Origin of the sequence: Nitrobacter sp. TKz-YC02, from assembly GCF_049852135.1 — a bacterium.
GTDB lineage: Bacteria > Pseudomonadota > Alphaproteobacteria > Rhizobiales > Xanthobacteraceae > Nitrobacter > Nitrobacter vulgaris.
In genome coordinates this window covers 3411889-3429656 of sequence record NZ_CP180728.1, presented here as the reverse complement: position 1 = coordinate 3429656, position 17768 = coordinate 3411889, and the positions used below count along the sequence as shown (strand labels likewise).

General features: G+C 61.0%; 17 protein-coding genes. 9 read left to right on the top strand and 8 right to left on the bottom strand.

The features are described from left to right. Positions 1-62: 62 nt before the first annotated feature. The 4 genes from rlmN to ACM561_RS16490 all read left to right on the top strand — a co-directional run bounded on the left by rlmN (position 63) and on the right by ACM561_RS16490 (position 4017). The gene (gene rlmN, locus ACM561_RS16505; protein WP_425909794.1) at positions 63-1334 is read left to right on the top strand and encodes a 23S rRNA (adenine(2503)-C(2))-methyltransferase RlmN; all 1272 of its coding nucleotides are present in this window, start codon (positions 63-65) and stop codon (positions 1332-1334) included. 68 nt (positions 1335-1402) lie between these two features. Further along, on the top strand, positions 1403-1879 hold the full coding sequence (locus tag ACM561_RS16500) for a hypothetical protein (protein WP_425906467.1): 477 nt from the start codon (positions 1403-1405) through the stop codon (positions 1877-1879). 47 nt (positions 1880-1926) lie between these two features. Continuing rightward, complete coding sequence (locus ACM561_RS16495; RefSeq protein WP_425906465.1) at positions 1927-2715, top strand: phosphatase PAP2 family protein; 789 nt, start codon at positions 1927-1929, stop codon at positions 2713-2715. Positions 2716-2787: 72 nt separating this feature from the next. After that, positions 2788-4017, top strand: coding sequence for an argininosuccinate synthase (locus ACM561_RS16490; protein ID WP_425906464.1), 1230 nt, complete (start codon positions 2788-2790; stop codon positions 4015-4017). A 73-nt stretch (positions 4018-4090) separates the two neighbouring features. Here the strand turns inward: ACM561_RS16490 and ACM561_RS16485 are convergent, their stop codons facing one another. From ACM561_RS16485 to ACM561_RS16455, 7 genes are all read right to left on the bottom strand, one after another. Then, positions 4091-5158 carry an OmpA family protein gene (locus ACM561_RS16485; protein ID WP_425906462.1) on the bottom strand — a complete coding sequence of 356 codons (1068 nt, stop codon included), beginning with the start codon at positions 5156-5158 and terminating at the stop codon, positions 4091-4093. Positions 5159-5435: 277 nt separating this feature from the next. After that, the gene (locus ACM561_RS16480; protein ID WP_425906461.1) at positions 5436-6053 is read right to left on the bottom strand and encodes a hypothetical protein; all 618 of its coding nucleotides are present in this window, start codon (positions 6051-6053) and stop codon (positions 5436-5438) included. 788 nt (positions 6054-6841) lie between these two features. After that, entirely contained in the window at positions 6842-7624 is a 783-nt protein-coding gene (locus ACM561_RS16475; RefSeq protein ID WP_425906459.1) for a succinate dehydrogenase iron-sulfur subunit, read from the bottom strand. 107 nt (positions 7625-7731) lie between these two features. Next, positions 7732-9555 carry a succinate dehydrogenase flavoprotein subunit gene (gene sdhA / locus ACM561_RS16470; RefSeq protein WP_425906457.1) on the bottom strand — a complete coding sequence of 608 codons (1824 nt, stop codon included), beginning with the start codon at positions 9553-9555 and terminating at the stop codon, positions 7732-7734. A gap of 3 nt (positions 9556-9558) precedes the next feature. After that, on the bottom strand, positions 9559-9933 hold the full coding sequence (sdhD, locus tag ACM561_RS16465) for a succinate dehydrogenase, hydrophobic membrane anchor protein (protein ID WP_173816044.1): 375 nt from the start codon (positions 9931-9933) through the stop codon (positions 9559-9561). Positions 9934-9962: 29 nt separating this feature from the next. Continuing rightward, positions 9963-10364 (bottom strand): succinate dehydrogenase, cytochrome b556 subunit, encoded by a 402-nt coding sequence (gene sdhC / locus ACM561_RS16460; protein ID WP_079448063.1) that lies wholly within the window; start codon positions 10362-10364, stop codon positions 9963-9965. Positions 10365-10566: 202 nt separating this feature from the next. Next, on the bottom strand, positions 10567-12084 hold the full coding sequence (locus ACM561_RS16455) for a malonate--CoA ligase (RefSeq protein WP_425906455.1): 1518 nt from the start codon (positions 12082-12084) through the stop codon (positions 10567-10569). A 240-nt stretch (positions 12085-12324) separates the two neighbouring features. Here ACM561_RS16455 and ACM561_RS16450 point away from each other — a divergent pair, with 240 nt between their 5' ends. The 4 genes from ACM561_RS16450 (at position 12325) to leuB (ending at position 15754) form a co-directional block, all read left to right on the top strand. Then, positions 12325-12954: a cytochrome b/b6 domain-containing protein gene (locus ACM561_RS16450; protein ID WP_425906453.1), complete on the top strand. Its 630-nt coding sequence runs from the start codon at positions 12325-12327 to the stop codon at positions 12952-12954. 14 nt (positions 12955-12968) lie between these two features. Beyond that, positions 12969-13754, top strand: a complete 786-nt coding sequence (locus tag ACM561_RS16445) for a molybdopterin-dependent oxidoreductase (protein ID WP_425906452.1) — start codon at positions 12969-12971, stop codon at positions 13752-13754. A gap of 90 nt (positions 13755-13844) precedes the next feature. Further along, positions 13845-14354 carry a superoxide dismutase family protein gene (locus ACM561_RS16440; RefSeq protein WP_425906450.1) on the top strand — a complete coding sequence of 170 codons (510 nt, stop codon included), beginning with the start codon at positions 13845-13847 and terminating at the stop codon, positions 14352-14354. Between the two features lie 287 nt (positions 14355-14641). Further along, positions 14642-15754: a 3-isopropylmalate dehydrogenase gene (gene leuB, locus ACM561_RS16435; protein WP_425906449.1), complete on the top strand. Its 1113-nt coding sequence runs from the start codon at positions 14642-14644 to the stop codon at positions 15752-15754. 97 nt (positions 15755-15851) lie between these two features. Here leuB and ACM561_RS16430 read toward each other — a convergent pair whose 3' ends face one another. Next, complete coding sequence (locus ACM561_RS16430) at positions 15852-16232, bottom strand: hypothetical protein (protein WP_425906448.1); 381 nt, start codon at positions 16230-16232, stop codon at positions 15852-15854. A 501-nt stretch (positions 16233-16733) separates the two neighbouring features. On the opposite strand from ACM561_RS16430, the gene ACM561_RS16425 reads away from it, so the two are divergent. After that, the gene (locus tag ACM561_RS16425) at positions 16734-17768 is read left to right on the top strand and encodes an aspartate-semialdehyde dehydrogenase (protein ID WP_425906447.1); all 1035 of its coding nucleotides are present in this window, start codon (positions 16734-16736) and stop codon (positions 17766-17768) included.

Genomic DNA, 17768 nt, shown 5'->3' with positions numbered 1-17768 from the left:
GCTGTTACCATTGTAGCATTTGTCGGCTTTTCAGCGGGGCCTGGAAAGCTTATGTCATGCGCATGAATGAGACACCCGGCAACCTGAGCACTGTGTCGACTGAGATCGCCATCGCCACGAGCAAACCGGTGGCGCCCGAAACGGCGACCGGTGGCGCTCCTTTGGAAAAAGTCGCGCTTGAAACCTACGTGCCGCCCGCGAAGCCGTCACTGATCGGCCTTACGCGCGCGGAGATTTCCGAACGGCTTGCTACCATCGGCATCCCGCGGGAGCAACAAAGGATGCGGGTGCAGCAGCTCTGGCACTGGATGTATGTCCGCGGCGTCCAAACTTTCGCCGAAATGACCAGTGTGTCGAAAGACCTGCGCGCCGAACTTGAAAAACACGTCACGGTCGATCGGCCGGAAGTGGTTGCCGAACAGATTTCGAGCGATGGAACACGCAAATGGCTGCTGCGGCTGCCGAGCGGTCATGATCTCGAGAAGCCGCATGAAGTCGAATGCGTCTACATTCCTGAGACCGACCGCGGTACGCTGTGCGTATCGTCGCAGGTCGGCTGCACGCTGAACTGTTCCTTTTGCCACACCGGAACCCAGCGCCTGGTGCGCAATCTGACGGCGGGCGAGATCGTTGGCCAGATCATGGTTGCACGCGATCGTTTGAACGACTGGGCCGACCGCGAGACGCCGCACGGCAATCGTCTTGTCACCAACATAGTGATGATGGGAATGGGCGAGCCGCTTTATAATTTCGACGCGGTTCGCGATGGGCTATTGATTGTCGCCGACAATGAAGGCATTGGCATCTCGAAGCGTCGTATCACGTTGTCGACGTCCGGTGTGGTGCCGAACATCGTTCGCGCCGGCGAGGAGATCGGCGTCATGCTGGCGATCTCGCTGCATGCGGTGCGCGACGAGCTGCGCAATGAACTGGTGCCGTTGAACCGCAAATATCCGATCGCCGAACTGATGCAGGCGTGCCGTGATTATCCGGCGGCCTCCAACGCCAAGCGGATCACGTTCGAATATGTGATGCTGAAGGGTGTCAACGACTCGCTCGATGACGCCAAGCGGCTGGTGAAGCTGCTCAAGGGTATCCACGCCAAGATCAACCTGATTCCTTTCAATCCGTGGCCGGGCACGCGTTACGAATGCTCGGACTGGGATCAGATCGAGAAATTTTCCGAATACGTGTTCAATGCCGGGTATTCCTCCCCGGTGCGTACGCCGCGTGGCCGCGACATTCTGGCCGCCTGCGGGCAACTCAAGTCCGAAACCGAGAAGCTGTCGGCTCGTGAGCGTCAGGCGCTTCGTGCCATGGCGATGACGGATTGAGGCATGATCCCGAAAAGTGTGAACCGGTTTTCGGATAAGATCATGCCCAAGAACTGATTGAGTTTCTCTTGTCCCTGATAGGTCGGCTGTTCGCGATTCTGTTCGGACTCCTCGCGGCGTGCCTCGTTGCGGGCACCATCATTGTAGTCGCGTTGCTGTATCCCGAGTTCAGCAATCTCGACGTCGCACCGCCCAACCCGGATACGCTGGACATCGTTCTCGGATTCGGATTCATCTTCGCCAGCGGCTTTGCGTTGCTGCCGGCGATTATCGTGGTCCTCCTTACCGAAGCCTTCTCTATCCGGAGCGTACTGGCCTACGCCGTTGGCGGCGCGATTTGCGGTGCGGCCTGTTACCTTGGCCTGATTCCGTTCGACCCTGGGACGATGCATTTTGAGGGCATCGTGCGCCGCCATCTCGAAATCATGACCGGAGCGGGGGTCATCGCCGGCTTCATTTATTGGCTGATCGCGGGGCGGAATGCCGGCGTGTGGCGGAAAGCTCCACGCGATCCGCGGCCTCCGGATTTGCCGTTGCGGACCTGAGCCGCCTTGGCCTTTTCATGCCTGTTGCTGTCGGCTAAACCGCGCTCATGAACCGCGCCGGATTAATCATTGCGCTTGGACTTGCGCTCGTGATTGGGGTCGCGTTCGGGATCCATCCCGAATACGACCTCCGCCTCGCGGCGCTGTTTTATGATTCCGCGACCAAGACTTTTCCGCTCAAGTCAGATGCGCTCGCCTCGTTCGCGCGCAATGCCGCGATGTGGGTGGCGTGGGGGTTCGCGGTCCCTGCGATTATCGCGCTGGTCGTCAAGATGTTCCGCCCGGATCGTCCGCTGATGATGTCTGGTCGGGCCGTTGCATTTCTACTCATCACGATGCTGCTCAGCGCAGGAATCCTGACCAACCTGACGTTCAAGAGCTACTGGGGTCGGCCGCGGCCGGTGATGGTGACGGAATTCAATGGCCCCTGGAAATTCATGCCGTGGTGGGACCCACGCGGCGAATGCGGTAGAAACTGTTCCTTCTTTTCCGGCGAGGGTGCGACCGCGTTCTGGACCTTGGCGCCGGCGGCGCTGACGCCACCCGTTTGGCGACCGCTGGCCTATGCGGGTGCGATCACGTTCGGCGCAGTTACCAGTGTGCTGCGGATGGCCTTCGGCGGTCATTTCTTCACCGACGTGGCGACGGCGGGTCTGGTGGCATTTTTGGTGGTCTGGCTGGTTCACGGCTACATCTACCGCTGGCCATCAACTCGCAAGAGCGACGCAGAGATCGATGCCGCGTTGACCCGCTTCGCCTGGCCCGGCTATCGGGCGCGGCAGCGATGGCGAGGCCGCGATGTCGGCCCCGCACCCGCGCCGGAGAAGCCGGTATGAGCGTTCGGACCTTGCACGGGGTCTGGTTCCGCCTATAGTCCCGCCGAATTCACGTCATCCCACAGGATTTCCATGAATAAGAATGTGAAGAAGGTGGTGCTCGCCTATTCGGGCGGGCTCGACACCTCGATTATCCTGAAATGGTTGCAGACCACCTACGGCGCCGAGGTTGTGACCTTCACTGCTGATCTCGGTCAGGGCGAGGAACTGGAGCCCGCTCGCAAGAAGGCGCAGTTGCTCGGAATCAAGGACGAGAACATCTTCATTGAGGATCTGCGTGAGGAATTCGTTCGCGATTATGTATTCCCGATGTTCCGCGCCAATGCGGTCTATGAGGGTCAATATCTGCTCGGCACCTCGATCGCGCGGCCATTGATTGCGAAGAAGCAGATCGAAATCGCCGAGAAGGTCGGCGCTGACGCAGTGTCTCATGGCGCGACCGGCAAGGGCAACGATCAGGTCCGATTCGAACTCGGCTATTACTCGCTGAAGCCTGACATCACCATCATCGCGCCGTGGCGCGAGTGGGATTTGCGCTCGCGCGAGCAACTGATCGCATTCGCTGAACAGCATCAAATTCCGATCGCCAAGGATAAGCGCGGCGAAGCGCCTTTTTCCGTCGATGCCAATCTTCTGCACGCTTCCAGCGAGGGTAAGGTGCTGGAAGATCCGGCGCAGGAGGTGCCGGATTATGTGTATTCACGCACCATCGACCCGGAGGCCGCGCCGAATCAGCCGACCTACATCACGATCGATTTCGAAAAGGGCGATGCTGTTGCCATCGACGGCATGAAGATGTCCCCCGCCACCTTGCTCGCGAAGCTGAACGAACTCGGTCGCGCCAACGGCATTGGCCGGCTCGATCTGGTCGAGAACCGTTTCGTCGGAATGAAATCGCGCGGCATGTATGAGACGCCGGGCGGAACCATCCTTCTCGTCGCCCATCGCGGCATCGAGCAGATCACGCTGGATCGCGGCGCGGCGCATCTGAAGGACGAATTGATGCCGAAATACGCCGAGCTGATCTACAACGGCTTCTGGTTCTCGCCGGAGCGCGAGATGCTGCAGGCCGCGATCGACCAGAGTCAGCGATACGTCACCGGTCAGGTTCGGCTGAAGCTCTACAAGGGCAATGTCATTCTTGTCGGCCGAGACAGCGAATATTCGCTGTACGATCAGGACCTCGTCACCTTCGAGGAAGGTGCTGTGGCCTACGATCACCGCGACGCGGCCGGTTTCATCAAGCTCAATGCGCTGCGGCTGCGCACGCTCGGCCAGCGCAGGAAGAAGCTGAGGCTGTGAGAATGGCCATCATTGCTTGCTGAACCAGAAATGGCCGGGAGCGATCCCGGCCATCTTCATTTTCTGATCTCGATCAGTCGCGCGGCGGCGGAGACGCCGAGGCCTGCCCGCCGTTCAACAGCGGCGTGATACGACGTGCCGTGACGCGGCGGTTTTCCCGCGAGGGACCGTCAGTCTGCACCTTCAGGTTCTGCTCGCCATAGCCCTGCGTGACCAGGTTCTCCGCCGGCACCTGGAATTGCTGCGTCAACAATTCCGCAGCCGATTGCGCCCGGCGATCCGATAGCGACAGGTTGTCCACGTCGTTGCCCACCGCATCGGTGTGGCCTTCGATCAGGAACACCTCGCTCGGATTGCGCGCGATCGCACGGTTGATGCCGTCGGCGATCACCTGCAGTTTCGCGGCCTGATCGTCCGGGATATCCCACGATCCGGTCTCGAAATTGATGGTGTCGAGATCGATGCTCGGCATCCGCGCGCGCACCATCGGGCTGTAGCGGACTTCGTCGAGCGTATAAGGACGCTCGATTGATTCCACGGGCGGCGCCATCAAGGTGTCGTAGATCACCTCGGGCGGCGCACCTTCCGCCTCGACAATGTAACGATCCTGCGGAATTCCAATTTGAGGCGGAGGCAACGATACGAAGTAGCCGCCGATCGCACCTGCCACCATGCCGGCCGCGACGCCTGCAGCGAGCGAACCGCCTCCGCCGCCGTAACCGCGACGTCCATTGTCGATGATAACGACTTCCTGGCCGCGCTGGTCACGGCGGATTCGTCGCAGCATCCGTCCATCGCGATCGTTGACGGTGATGATCTGCGTGCCGTCTGGTCGCACCACAATGTTGCGAGTGTCGTTGCCGATACGCTCCTGCCGGAAATCCCGCGCGCCGCGACGGAAACGATCACTTTCGTTGTGCTGGATGAACGAACGCCCGCTCGGATCGCGCACGATGACGCGGCCCGGCTCGGTGATGATGGTGCGGCCATCCTGCTGGGTCTCCCGCCGCGCAGAACGGAAATCCTCGATGCGGCGGGGTCCCTGTGGCGACGCTCCGGGTGCGACGACCTTGTCGGCGACCGGCGGTGGCGGCGGCAAGGGCGCTGCGACGGTTGGCGGTGCCTGACGGGAGTCGGGCACGCTTGCCGGCCTTGCGGTTTGGCCGCCGGGGGTGGAAGGCGCAGTTCCAGCCTTGGTCCCGTTCTGGCTGGTGGGGGGGCTGGTAGCAGGGGCTGCCGGAGCGGCCACGGGTGGAATCGCCGGCGCGGATGACGGCGAGGCCGGTGCCGCGCGAGGCGACGTTGGGGCAGCGCTCGGCGCAACCGGAGTCGTGCCGGGTGTCGGGGTCGTCTGCGTGGGCGCTACGCCCTTTTGGCGGTCACCAGAAGCTCCAGGTCCGCCGGGATCGCGGCCGGACCTACCACGGCCTCGTTCGTCGCGACGCATTGTATTCGGCTCCGCGCTGGCAGGCGGCATCGAGGGCTGTGCGGTCGGAGCAGGGGTTGTCGGTGCCGATTTTGTCGCGGCCGGAGGCGGCGCGCTCTTTGACTGAGACGGCGGTGCGACGGCTGGGGGCACCGGTGGCTTCGGAGCTGCCGGAGGTGTAACCGGCTGCGCCGTCGGCGCGGCTTTCGGCGCGGGCGGTGGAGCGGGAGGCGTTGCGTGTTGAGGTGGTGCCGCCGGCCGTGACGGCACAGCCGTCGGCGGTGTCACATGCGGTGGTGGTGGCGCGGTCGGCCGTACGGTAGCTGGAGGTGGTGGCGCTGGGGGCGGCGCTGCATGGGGCGGGGGAGCCGCGGGTCGCGCAGGTGCGCCGGGCGGCGGGATCGGACGAGCAGGTGCAGCTTTCGGCGGCTCTTTCCGCTTTTCCTTGTCTCCACTCTCGGCCGATGGCGCTGCCTGCGCGAACTGGACCGGCCCGGATTGCGCCTGTGAAGGCGTCATCATCAGCGAGGAGACAGTGAGAGCCGACGTGGCGAGCAGGACCAAGCGAAAATTCGTCATGACAACTTTTTTCCAAGAGAAATTTCGGCAACAGAACTTCAAGACTGCTGCCACTGGCGGGAATGCGATCAATCGATAGCGATAAGGCTGCAATGTGGCAGCCATCATGAGCGACGCTCGATTTATTTCTTGCCTACGGATCAAGCGCACGCGACATCATCAGCCGATATGGGTTGCATTTCCAGCGCATTCACGTTCGCTCGGCGACTACATCGTGGCGGGAGGTTGCGCTGGCGGCGTCGGAGGACTCCGCGGCGGCAATTCGTCCGGCTGCTGACCGGGTAATTCCTGCGGAGGCGCAGGAGTGTCCGGTTCCTGCCTCGGCGGCGGAATGTCTGGACCGGGCTGGGGACTTCCGGGTGGGTCTTCGCGAGGCGGCTCCGTCGGACGGCCTGGTTTCGGGTGCGGCACTTCCGTCGGTTCATCACCCATCAAGCTCTCTCCATTCGCGCTCTTTGTCCAAGTAGCTAACAATTTCCGTGGTGTGATGTTCCGGGGCCGGTGTTGCGGTCACGAGTGCTGGTCATGAAACTTACGGGGAGCGTTGGTATGAAGGCGTCTTCCTGGCCATGGTTTTACCGTCGGCGATGATTGGGAACATGCTATCGCTTAAGGTTGAGATCAGGCGCTTACCGCTGCTCGCGTGGGCCGTCAGCCGTGCTTGATGAGGATCGCGCAACAGCAGTAAGCAGCGGCGATGGCGCAGGGGTGGCAGTCACAGGGTGAATGGCGATGCCTTCATTCGGATCGCCCGCGTTCGTGCGGCAGCACGTCTGGTTCATGGAGATCGCTCCCCGTGCGGACGGCATCGCGCGGGAATCAAACCTGGCGCTCGACCAGCTTCAGCTTCAGCATGGCGATGGCTTCCGACGGATTCAGATTCTTCGGACACGTCTTGGTGCAGTTCAGAATGGTGTGGCAACGATAGAGCCGGAACGGATCCTCGAGATAGTCGAGACGCTCGCCGGTGGCTTCGTCGCGCGAATCGGTGACCCATCGTGCCGCCTGCAGCAGCGCGGCGGGACCGAGAAAGCGATCGCTATTCCACCAATAACTCGGACATGATGTCGAGCAGCAGGCGCACAGAATACATTCGTAAAGACCGTCGAGCTTTTCGCGGTCCTCGCGGCTCTGCCGCCATTCTTTCTGCGGAGTTGGCGTCGCGGTCTTTAGCCACGGCTCGATCGAGGCGTACTGCGCGTAAAAATTTGTCAGGTCGGGAACGAGGTCCTTCACAACCGGCTGATGTGGCAGCGGATTGATCTTCACCGCGTCGCCGGAAACGTCGTGGATTGACTTGGTGCATGCCAGCGTATTCTGGCCGTTGATGTTCATGGCACAGGAACCGCACACGCCCTCACGGCAGGAACGGCGAAAGGTCAATGTCGGGTCGATGTGGTCCTTGATCCAAATCAGACCGTCGAGCACCCTCGGGCCGCACTCATGGACATCGATATGGAAGATATCGACTCTTGGATTTTCGTCGTCGTCCGGGTTCCAGCGATAGACCCTGAATTCGCGCGTTTCGGTCGCGCCTTCCGGCTTCGGCCAGGTCTTGCCGCTGGTGGGCTTTGAATTTCTCGGAAGCGCGAATTTAACCATCGGTGCGTCCTTGCTGTCTGTCCGTCATTGCCAACTTGATCCGGCAATCCCTCTGCTCGCGAAGGTCATGGATGCGCGGGTCAGCGCGGATGACATTTGGTTTCGGATCAATACACCCGTGCCTTCGGCGGAATGTATTGAACGTCGTTGCTCATCGTGTAGTCGTGTACCGGTCGGTAGTCGATCGTGGTAAGGCCGTGATCGCTGAGCCGGACCAGCGTATGTTTCATCCAGTTCTGGTCGTCGCGATCTGGATAGTCCTCGCGCGCGTGGGCGCCGCGGCTTTCGGTCCGGTTAGCGGCGGAATCCATTGTCACCACCGCTTGAGAGATCAGGTTGTCGTATTCCATCGTCTCCATCAGGTCCGTGTTCCATACCAGCGAGCGATCGAACACGGCGATGTCGGCACTTCCCTCGTAGACTTCGTGAATCAGCTTCTGGCCTTCCGTCAGGATATCGCGGGTGCGGAAGACTGCGCAGTTGGCCTGCATCACGCGCTGCATATTCTCGCGCAGCCTGGCGGTCGGCGTGCCCCCGGAGGCGTAACGAAATTTGTCGAGGCGGCCGAGCGCCATCTCGCTGGAATTCGCAGGAAGATCGGGTTGTTTGTCCTTGGCCGTGAGCTTTTCAGCGCAGCGCTGGGCGGCGGCGCGGCCGAACACCACGAGGTCGATCAGCGAGTTGGAGCCGAGGCGGTTAGCGCCGTGCACGGAGACGCAGGCGGCTTCGCCCACCGCCATCAGGCCCGGCACGACTGCATTGTCGTCGCCGTTCTTCTTGGTGACCACCTCACCGTGGAAGTTGGTTGGGATGCCGCCCATGTTGTAGTGAACGGTCGGCAGGATCGGTATCGGCTCGCGGGTAACGTCGACGCCGGCGAAGATCTTCACCGACTCTGAGATGCCCGGCAGCCGCTCGTGCAGCACTTTCGGGTCGAGATGATCGAGGTGCAGGAAGATGTGGTCTTTTTTCTTGCCGACGCCGCGGCCTTCGCGGATTTCGATCGTCATCGCGCGCGACACTACGTCACGCGAGGCGAGGTCCTTGGCGGAGGGCGCATAGCGCTCCATGAAGCGTTCGCCCTCGGCGTTGACAAGGTAGCCGCCTTCGCCGCGCGCACCTTCTGTGACGAGACAGCCCGAACCGTAGATGCCGGTCGGGTGGAACTGGACGAATTCCATGTCCTGCAATGGCAGGCCGGCGCGCAGCGCCATGCCGCCGCCGTCGCCGGTGCAGATGTGCGCCGAGGTGCAGGAAGCATAGGCGCGTCCATAGCCGCCGGTTGCGAGAATGGTGGTCTGGGCGCGGAAGCGGTGTAGCGTGCCATCGTCGAGCTTCAGCGCGATCACGCCGCGACAGGCGCCCTGATCGTCCATCATCAGGTCGATGGCGAAGAACTCGATGAAAAATTCGGCATCGCGGCGCAGCGCCTGGCCATACATTGTGTGCAGCATGGCGTGGCCGGTACGGTCGGCGGCGGCGCAGGTGCGCTGGGCCTGGCTCTTGCCGTAATCGATGGTCATGCCGCCGAACGGGCGCTGGTAGATCTTGCCGTCTTCGGTGCGGGAGAACGGAACGCCCCAATGCTCGAGTTCGTAGACCGCCTCCGGAGCGTTCCGCACCATGTACTCGATGCTATCCTGATCGCCGAGCCAGTCCGATCCCTTCACGGTATCGTACATGTGCCAGCGCCAGTCATCCTTGTGCATGTTGCCGAGCGAGGCGGAAATACCGCCCTGTGCCGCTACCGTGTGTGAACGGGTGGGAAAGACCTTGGTGATGCAGGCGGTGCGCAGGCCGGCCTGACCGCAACCCACAACGGCTCGCAGGCCGGCCCCGCCGGCTCCGACGACGACGACGTCATAAGTATGGTCTTCGATGGGATAGGCCTTGCCGTTGACGGCCGCCGCCGCGTTGCCGTTTCCGGCCATGAATTAAACTCCGGATGACAGTTTGAAGATGGCGTAAGCGGCGGTCAGCGCCAGGGTGGCGGAGAAAAAGTTGTTCGCCATGATCGACGCCAGTTTCAGCTTCTCGTCGTGCACGTAGTCCTCGATAATCACCTGCATCCCGATCTTCATATGCCAGATGCTGGCGACTGCGAATAGCAGCATGATGATGGCGATCGGCGGCGAGCCAAGAATCTGCGCTGCGCCTGCCTGGTTGCGGCCGAGCAATATCATCATGACCACGACCATCGGTACGATGAGCAAGATCATGGCGACCGACGTGAGCCTCTGGCGCCAAAAATCCGTTGTGCCGGAATGGGCCGAGCCAAGGTTACGAACCCGCCCCAGCGGCGTCCGCATGGACTTCGCGCCGGGTGGCGGCGGTACGGTCATCGTCCTCCGCCTCCGATCGCATAGGCGGCGATCCAGAGCAGTACCGTGAGTAGAATGCCGCCGATCAACGCTGCCCGGGTCAGCCACTCACGCTCGGTCGGCTTGAATCCGTAACCGAGATCCCAAACGAGGTGACGAACGCCGCTCAACATGTGGTGCATCAGCGCCCATGTGTACCCGAATGCGATCAGACGTCCCGCCCAACTCGACGTAAAGGACTGGACCGCGGCGTACGCGCCCGGCCCGGATGACACGGCCATCAGCCACCAGACCAGCAGCAACGTTCCGAAATAGAGCGCCACACCGGTGGCACGATGAACGATGGACAATGCCATCGTCAGGGTCCAGCGGTAAATCTGAAGGTGCGGTGAAAGCGGGCGTTCGATCCTGACGGTCATCGATGGCTTCGCTGGTTGCGGGCAAGCGGCGCAAGCCCGGTTGGGATCCGCGACAAGCAATTCTGTTCATATATTTATGGAGTTAAGCCAGCCTGTGCAACGCTCAAAATCGCCATTTGCGAATAGTCGTTCAGAACTATGCCTTCACATTTCATTAACATCATGCGGCCGAAAGCTGCCAGAGTCTTTGGCGAGTGACGGCTTAGCTTTGCTTGTATAGACCGGCATAGGCGTCACGCAGGATGGTCTTCTGCACCTTCCCCATGGCGTTGCGCGGCAGTTCATCGACAAAGATCACGCGCTTCGGCATCTTAAACTTCGCCAGTCGTCCATTCAGCGCTTCCAGCACCTGTCTCTCCGCGAGACCTCCGTCCTTGCTGCGAACTACGACCGCCGTAACGCCCTCTCCGAAATCCGGGTGAGGTACACCGATGACGGCGCTCTCGATCACGCCCGCCAGCGCATCGATTTCGCTTTCGATTTCCTTCGGATAGACATTGAGGCCTCCGGTGATCACGAGGTCCGTGCCGCGGCCGAGAATGTGCACGTAATCCCTCTGATCGATTTTGCCGATGTCGCCCGTTATGAAGAAGCCGTCGCCGCGGAATTCGGTCCTGGTCTTCTCCGGCATCCGCCAGTAACCCTTGAACACGTTCGGACCCTTGACCTCGATCATGCCGACGCTCTCGCGTGGCAGTTCCTTTCCGGTCTCCCGATCGGTGACGCGGACCGAAACTCCTCGCAGCGCCGGGCCGACAGCACCGGGAACGCGCTCGCTGTCATAGGGGTTCGATGTGTTCATGCCGGTCTCGGTCATGCCGTAACGTTCGAGTACGGCATGACCGGTGCGGGCAGACCACTCTCGGTGGGTGTCGGCGAGTAGCGGCGCCGAGCCGGAAATAAACAGTCGCATGTGCCGAGTGGAATCTTTCGTCACTGCCGGATATTGCAGCAGGCGAGTGTAGAAAGTTGGAACGCCCATCAGTACGGTGGCTTTAGTCATCATCCTGATGACAGCGTCCGGATCGAACTTCGGAAGAAAAATCATCGAAGCGCGCGCAAACAGCGTGACGTTGCTCGCAACGAACAATCCGTGAGTGTGATAGATCGGCAGCGCGTGGATCAGCACGTCCTTCTCGGTGAAGCGCCACGCATCTGCCAAGCTTAAAGCGTTCGATGTCAGGTTATCGTGCGTCAGCATCGCCCCTTTGGATCGCCCGGTTGTGCCTGACGTATAGAGGATCGCTGCAAGGTCGTCGCCCCCGCACACAACCGTGATGAAGTCCGGCTTTGTTGCCGTGGCGGCGTCGGTCAGCGATCCCTTGCCCTTGGCGTCCAGCGTCTCGACCGTGGCGTTCACCTTCGATGCGATCACCTGGATGCCCTCCGCCTTCGAGGGGTCGCAGACCACCAGCGACGGCTCGGCGTCGATGATGAAGAAGTCGAGTTCGTTGAGCGTGTAGCTCGGGTTGAGCGGCAGGTAGATCGCGCCGGCACGAACGGTCGCGAGATAGAGCGCGAGATTTAGCACCGACTTTTCGACTTGTACCGCCACGCGATCACCCGGCCTGACGCCACGGGCCTCCAGGACGTTAGCCAGCCGTCCCGAGAATGCGATCAGATCGCCATAGCTAATGCGGCGTCCTTCTAGGGTTTCGATCGCGAGTCGGTCCGCGTCGTCGAGGTCGTCGAACAGGCGCGAAAACAGGTTGGCGTTCATGACGGTTTCCCGTTAGCGATCATACATCCGCGGCGCGATCACGGTGGCGGCGGCAGGTTTGGATAACATGGTTGCCCTTTGCCAGGCAGGACGGTGAGCGGGCAGGCGGCCCGGCTCCCGTTTTTGTGAAGCGGATATCTCGCACGCCGGAGATGATGTGCGGGAATGCTGTCGAGTTCTATCGTAGAATATCTACAGGCTTCCTTACCCGACGGGGCAAGTGAATATCTGGATGGAGCCATGACGAGAATTTCAGCCGATGATCGCCTGGCCGTATCTCAACCCGCCAAGGCGATCCAGCCGGCGTGGGTGCGTATTTTTCACTGGATCAATGCCGCGGCGATGATCGTGATGATCCTGTCGGGCTGGCAGATCTACAACGCCTCGCCGCTGTTCGATTTCACCTTCTCGCCTTTTGTCACGCTTGGCGGATGGCTCGCGGGCGGACTGTTATGGCATTTTGCGGCGATGTGGCTGTTGATGGTCAACGGCCTCATCTATCTCGTGCTTGGTCTCGCCACCGGACGCTTTCGTCGCAAGCTGCTGCCGATTACGCCCTCGGGCGTGGCGGCGGATGCCAGGGCTGCGCTGACCGGCAAGCTGCGGCACGACGATCTATCGCGGTATAACCAGGTGCAGAGGCTCTTGTACGTGCTCGTCATCGTTGTCGGGATCGTGGTGGTGCTGTCGGGTCTTGCGATTTGGAAGCCGGTCCAGTTTCAATGGCTGACCGCCGTGTTCGGCGGTTATGACCTCGCGCGCTATGTGCATTTCATCTGCATGGCGCTGATTGTGGCCTTTCTCGTCGTACATGTCGCGCTGGCGCTGCTGGTGCCAAAGAGCCTGCGCGCCATGATCATCGGGCGCTAGTGGAGCATTGAGCTATGCGTCGTTTCCGTTCGCTTCTGATCCCGGGCGTCGACAAGCAGCTTCTGGTCCAGGACGCCGCGAAATTGCTGCCAGATCCGGCACGCCGCCGCTTCATCTCGGGCGGGGCGAGCCTCGGTGCACTGACGTTGCTGACCGGATGTGAGGTATCCGACAGTTTCTCGGCGGAACGCCTGCTGATTCAGATTTCGAAATTCAACGACAAGGTGCAAGCCGCGATTTTCAACCCGAACACACTGGCGCCGACCTATACGAAGGCCGACATCACGCGGCCGTTTCCGTTCAACGGCTACTATCCCGAGGCAGAGGCGCCTGATATCGACGGCGAGGACTACAAATTTGAAGTGCGCGGCCTTGTCGATAACAAGAAACCATGGACGCTCGATGAACTTTATCAGCTGCCGGAAGTCACCCAGATTACGCGGCACGTCTGCGTCGAGGGTTGGAGCGCGATCGGAAGCTGGAGCGGGACGCCGCTGCGCGATTTTCTCAACTTGATAGGCGCTGATACGAGCGCGAAATATTGCTGGTTTCAGTGCGCCGATGTCGACGGCTATAACAGCCCGCTGGACATGGCGACAGCTTTGCATCCGCAGACCCAAATGACCTTCAAGTTCGACGGAGAAATCCTGCCGCGCAAGTACGGCTATCCGATGAAGATCAGGGTCCCGACCAAGCTCGGATTTAAGAATCCGAAGTATGTGATCGCGATGGAAGTCACCAACGACTACAAGGGCGGCTATTGGGAAGATCAGGGTTACAATTCCTTCAGCGGTCTTTGATGTGACTGGCCGCCGTCGGTAGCTGCTGCTATATAAGGGCGACAACATCGACGTTTTCCCGAAGTTCTGATTCCGCAGCGGAGATTTTCCATGATCGCTCGTGCCCTGTTCGCGACGACGGCTTTTCTTGCCTTGAGCGTGACCGCGGTTTCTGCCAATTCGGCCAAGGCTCTGCTGAAAAACGCCGAAGGCGCCGACGTCGGGAAGGTTGAACTGATGCAGGTCAATGACGGCGTTCTGCTCAAGGCCGCTCTGAAAGGCCTGCCTCCCGGCAATCACGCGCTCCACATTCACGCGGCCGGCAAATGCGAGGCGCCATTCACATCGGCAGGGGGGCACTTCAATCCGGATAGCAAGAAGCACGGCATGATGGCGGCGGATGGCCATCACGCCGGAGACCTGCCGAACATCGTCATACCTTTCTCCGGCGAATTAAAGCTCGAAGTGGTCAGTACCGCCATCACACTGGACAAGGACAAGCCGAATTCGGTTCTGAAGCCGGACGGCACGGCCATCGTCGTTCACGCGGCACCCGACGACTACAAGACCGATCCGACCGGCGAGGCCGGGGGCCGCATCGCGTGCGGCGTCATCGAGTAGAACTGCCCAAGATTTCGACTGAGCGTTTCGCCGCGACGGCTCCGATTCTTGCCGGCCACATCGATGTTGCGTGCATTGTGACGGCTCCTCACGGCAGAACAATACGGCGCAAAGGCGTCTTGCCAACAGCGCAACACCGTCCTAGCAATCGGCACAACATGCGATGTCATCATCGGCCTTGCGTCGGGCATCCAGGCCGTCCCTTGCTTGCAGGCAGGTGGTTAGCCTGGGTTCGGCGGCAATACACGCTCGCTTTCCCGGTCATGACGAAGTTCTGAGGATTTGTGATGGCAACCCACAAGCTGCTTCTCCTGGCCGGCGACGGCATCGGCCCCGAGGTCATGGGGGAGGTGAAACGGCTGATCGGCTGGCTTGACGCGCAGGGGATCGCCAGGTTCGAGACCGAGGAAGGATTGGTGGGTGGCGCGTCTTACGATGCCGACAAGGTCAGCATCACCGATGCCACCATGGCGAAGGCGCTCGCCGCCGACGCCGTGTTGTTCGGCGCGGTCGGCGGCCCGAAGTGGGATCCGGTGCCCTACGAGGTGCGCCCGGAGGCCGGCCTGTTGCGGCTGCGCAAGGACCTCGCGCTCTATGCCAATCTTCGTCCGGCGATCTGCTATCCGGCGCTTGCGGAGTCTTCGAGCCTGAAGCCCGAGGTGGTCGAAGGTCTCGACATCATGATCGTGCGCGAACTGACCGGCGGCGTCTATTTTGGTGAGCCGAAGACCATTACCGATCTCGGCAACGGCCAGAAGCGTGCCGTCGATACGCAAGTCTACGACACCTATGAAATCGAACGTATCTCGCGCGTTGCCTTCGATCTCGCGCGCAAGCGCCGCAATAAGCTGACCTCGATGGAAAAGCGCAACGTCATGAAATCCGGCGTGCTATGGCACGAGGTCGTGACGCAGGTTCACCAGCGCGAATACAAGGACGTCGCGCTGGAGCATCAGCTAGCGGATTCCGGCGGTATGCAACTTGTGCGTTGGCCGAAGCAGTTCGACGTGATCGTCACCGACAACCTGTTCGGCGATATGCTCTCGGACATCGCGGCGATGCTCACCGGCTCGCTCGGCATGTTGCCGTCCGCGTCGCTCGGCGACATCGACCCAACAACCAAAAAGCGCCGCGCACTCTATGAGCCGGTGCACGGTTCCGCGCCCGATATCGCCGGTCAGGGTGCCGCGAATCCGATCGCGATGCTGGCCTCGTTCGGCATGGCGCTGCGTTATTCCTTCGACATGGGGGAACTGGCGGACAAGCTCGACGCCGCGATTGCTGCGGTGCTGGCGAAGGGCCTGCGCACGGCCGATTTGAAGTCCGAAGGTTTGACCGTGGTCAGCACATCGCAGATGGGTGAAGCGGTTGTGAAGGAGCTTCAGGCGCTGCATGCCTGAGCCTTGCTGCTATGTCTAAACAAAGAAACGCCCGGGCAATCCCGGGCATTTTTGGATGTCGTTGCCGCCGGGATGGCTCCGGCGCGCGGTAGAACGATCAGTATAGTGGAAATACGGTCGGATACCCGCCGAGATCGGCCGGCGAACTGAGTGGCTGCCGGTCGATCGGCCGGTTCAGGTTCTCGCGGGCGAACGAGGGATAGCCGACGGCAGGAGGAAAGGCATAGTCGGTGTATTTGCGCTCGCCCGGCAACACCTCGGTGCCCGCATCCAGCCATGAGCGTTTGGAAATGTAGATACGAGTGCGCGGGCCGGACTGGTAGGATACGTTGGGTCCACCCGGACCGTAGGCGTCGCCGCGGTCGTGCCTTGGCTGGGCACTCGCGCCGGAGGCGCTGAAACCGACGAGGGCGGCCGCCGCAAGCAACAGCGCGATGGTTTTCGCAGCCCCGGTCGCGGTGGAGTATTTCAAGGTCATCACGCCCTCATGAATCCGTATGATCGCCTTTTTACCGTCCAGCGGCCTCGCGCCACAAGCCCAATCGGGCCACACATTGCGAGAATAATGCCGATCAGGACGAAATGTTGCTTCGAACCCGGCGCGGTCCTGGTTCAACAGTTTCGGAAGTCCGCCTTGAGAACTCGCCGCCGCCTTGAAGTGGATCGCCGCCCGATTGGTCGATATGATTTAAATATCTGTTTTCAATGAACTATCGAGCTTCGGCACGGGCATGTGTCCGTGCACTCGTCCATCGCCCACAAGGTGCGTCCTGTATTGGTGAGCTGATGCCCCGGGACCCGTGCGCCCGGACGGGGAAGCCGCGCTAGCCGGGTGGACTTTGTCAGATGCGCCGGCTGAATCGAGCACGTCGGAACGAGGGCCGGCGTTGTCTTAATGACGTTTCTCGCTTAGAAGCGCAGCGTCTTCCCTTGTTTCGCGCCGAGGCGACAAGGGGGTGATTTCTTCGGAGAGTGAACGATGGGTTACAAAGTCGCGCTGGTCGGAGCGACCGGCAATGTCGGGCGTGAAATGCTCAACATTCTGGACGAGCGGAAATTCCCCGCGGACGAGGTGGTGGCGCTGGCTTCGCGCCGTAGCGTCGGCACCGAAGTCTCCTACGGCGACAAAACCCTGAAAGTCAAAGCGCTGGAAAATCACGATTTCGGCGACACCGATATTTGCCTGATGTCGGCTGGCGGCGCCGTGTCGAAGGAATGGTCGCCCAAGATCGCGGCGGCCGGCGCGGTCGTGATTGACAATTCGTCAACGTGGCGGATGGACCCCGATGTGCCGCTGATCGTGCCCGAGGTCAACGCGGATGCGGTCGCGAGCTTTGCCAAGAAAAACATCATCGCCAATCCGAACTGCTCGACCGCGCAACTTGTGGTGGCGCTGAAGCCTTTGCACGACAAGGCCGTCATCAAGCGCGTCGTGGTCGCGACCTATCAGTCGGTTTCAGGCGCCGGGAAGGACGGGATGGACGAGCTGTTCGCGCAGACCAAGGCGGTCTACACCGCGAGCGAGCTCGTCGCCAAGAAATTCCCGAAGCGTATCGCCTTCAACGTCATCCCCGAGATCGACGTGTTCATGGAGGACGGCTACACCAAGGAAGAGTGGAAGATGATGGCGGAGACCAAGAAGATTCTTGATCCCAAAATCAGGCTCACCGCGACCTGCGTTCGCGTGCCGGTGTTCATCGGCCACTCGGAAGCGGTCAGCATCGAGTTCGAGAATCCGATCACCGCGGACGAGGCGCGCCGCATCCTGCGCAATGCGCCGGGTTGTCTCGTCATCGACAAGCATGAACCCGGTGGCTACGTCACGCCGTATGAATCGGCGGGAGAAGATGCCACCTACATCAGCCGCATCCGCGAGGATGCGACGGTGGAGAACGGCCTGTCGATGTGGGTCGTGTCAGACAACCTGCGCAAGGGTGCGGCGCTCAATGCCATCCAGATCGCCGAGTGCCTGATCAACCGCAAGCTGATCAGCGCCAAGCAGAAAGCCGCCTGA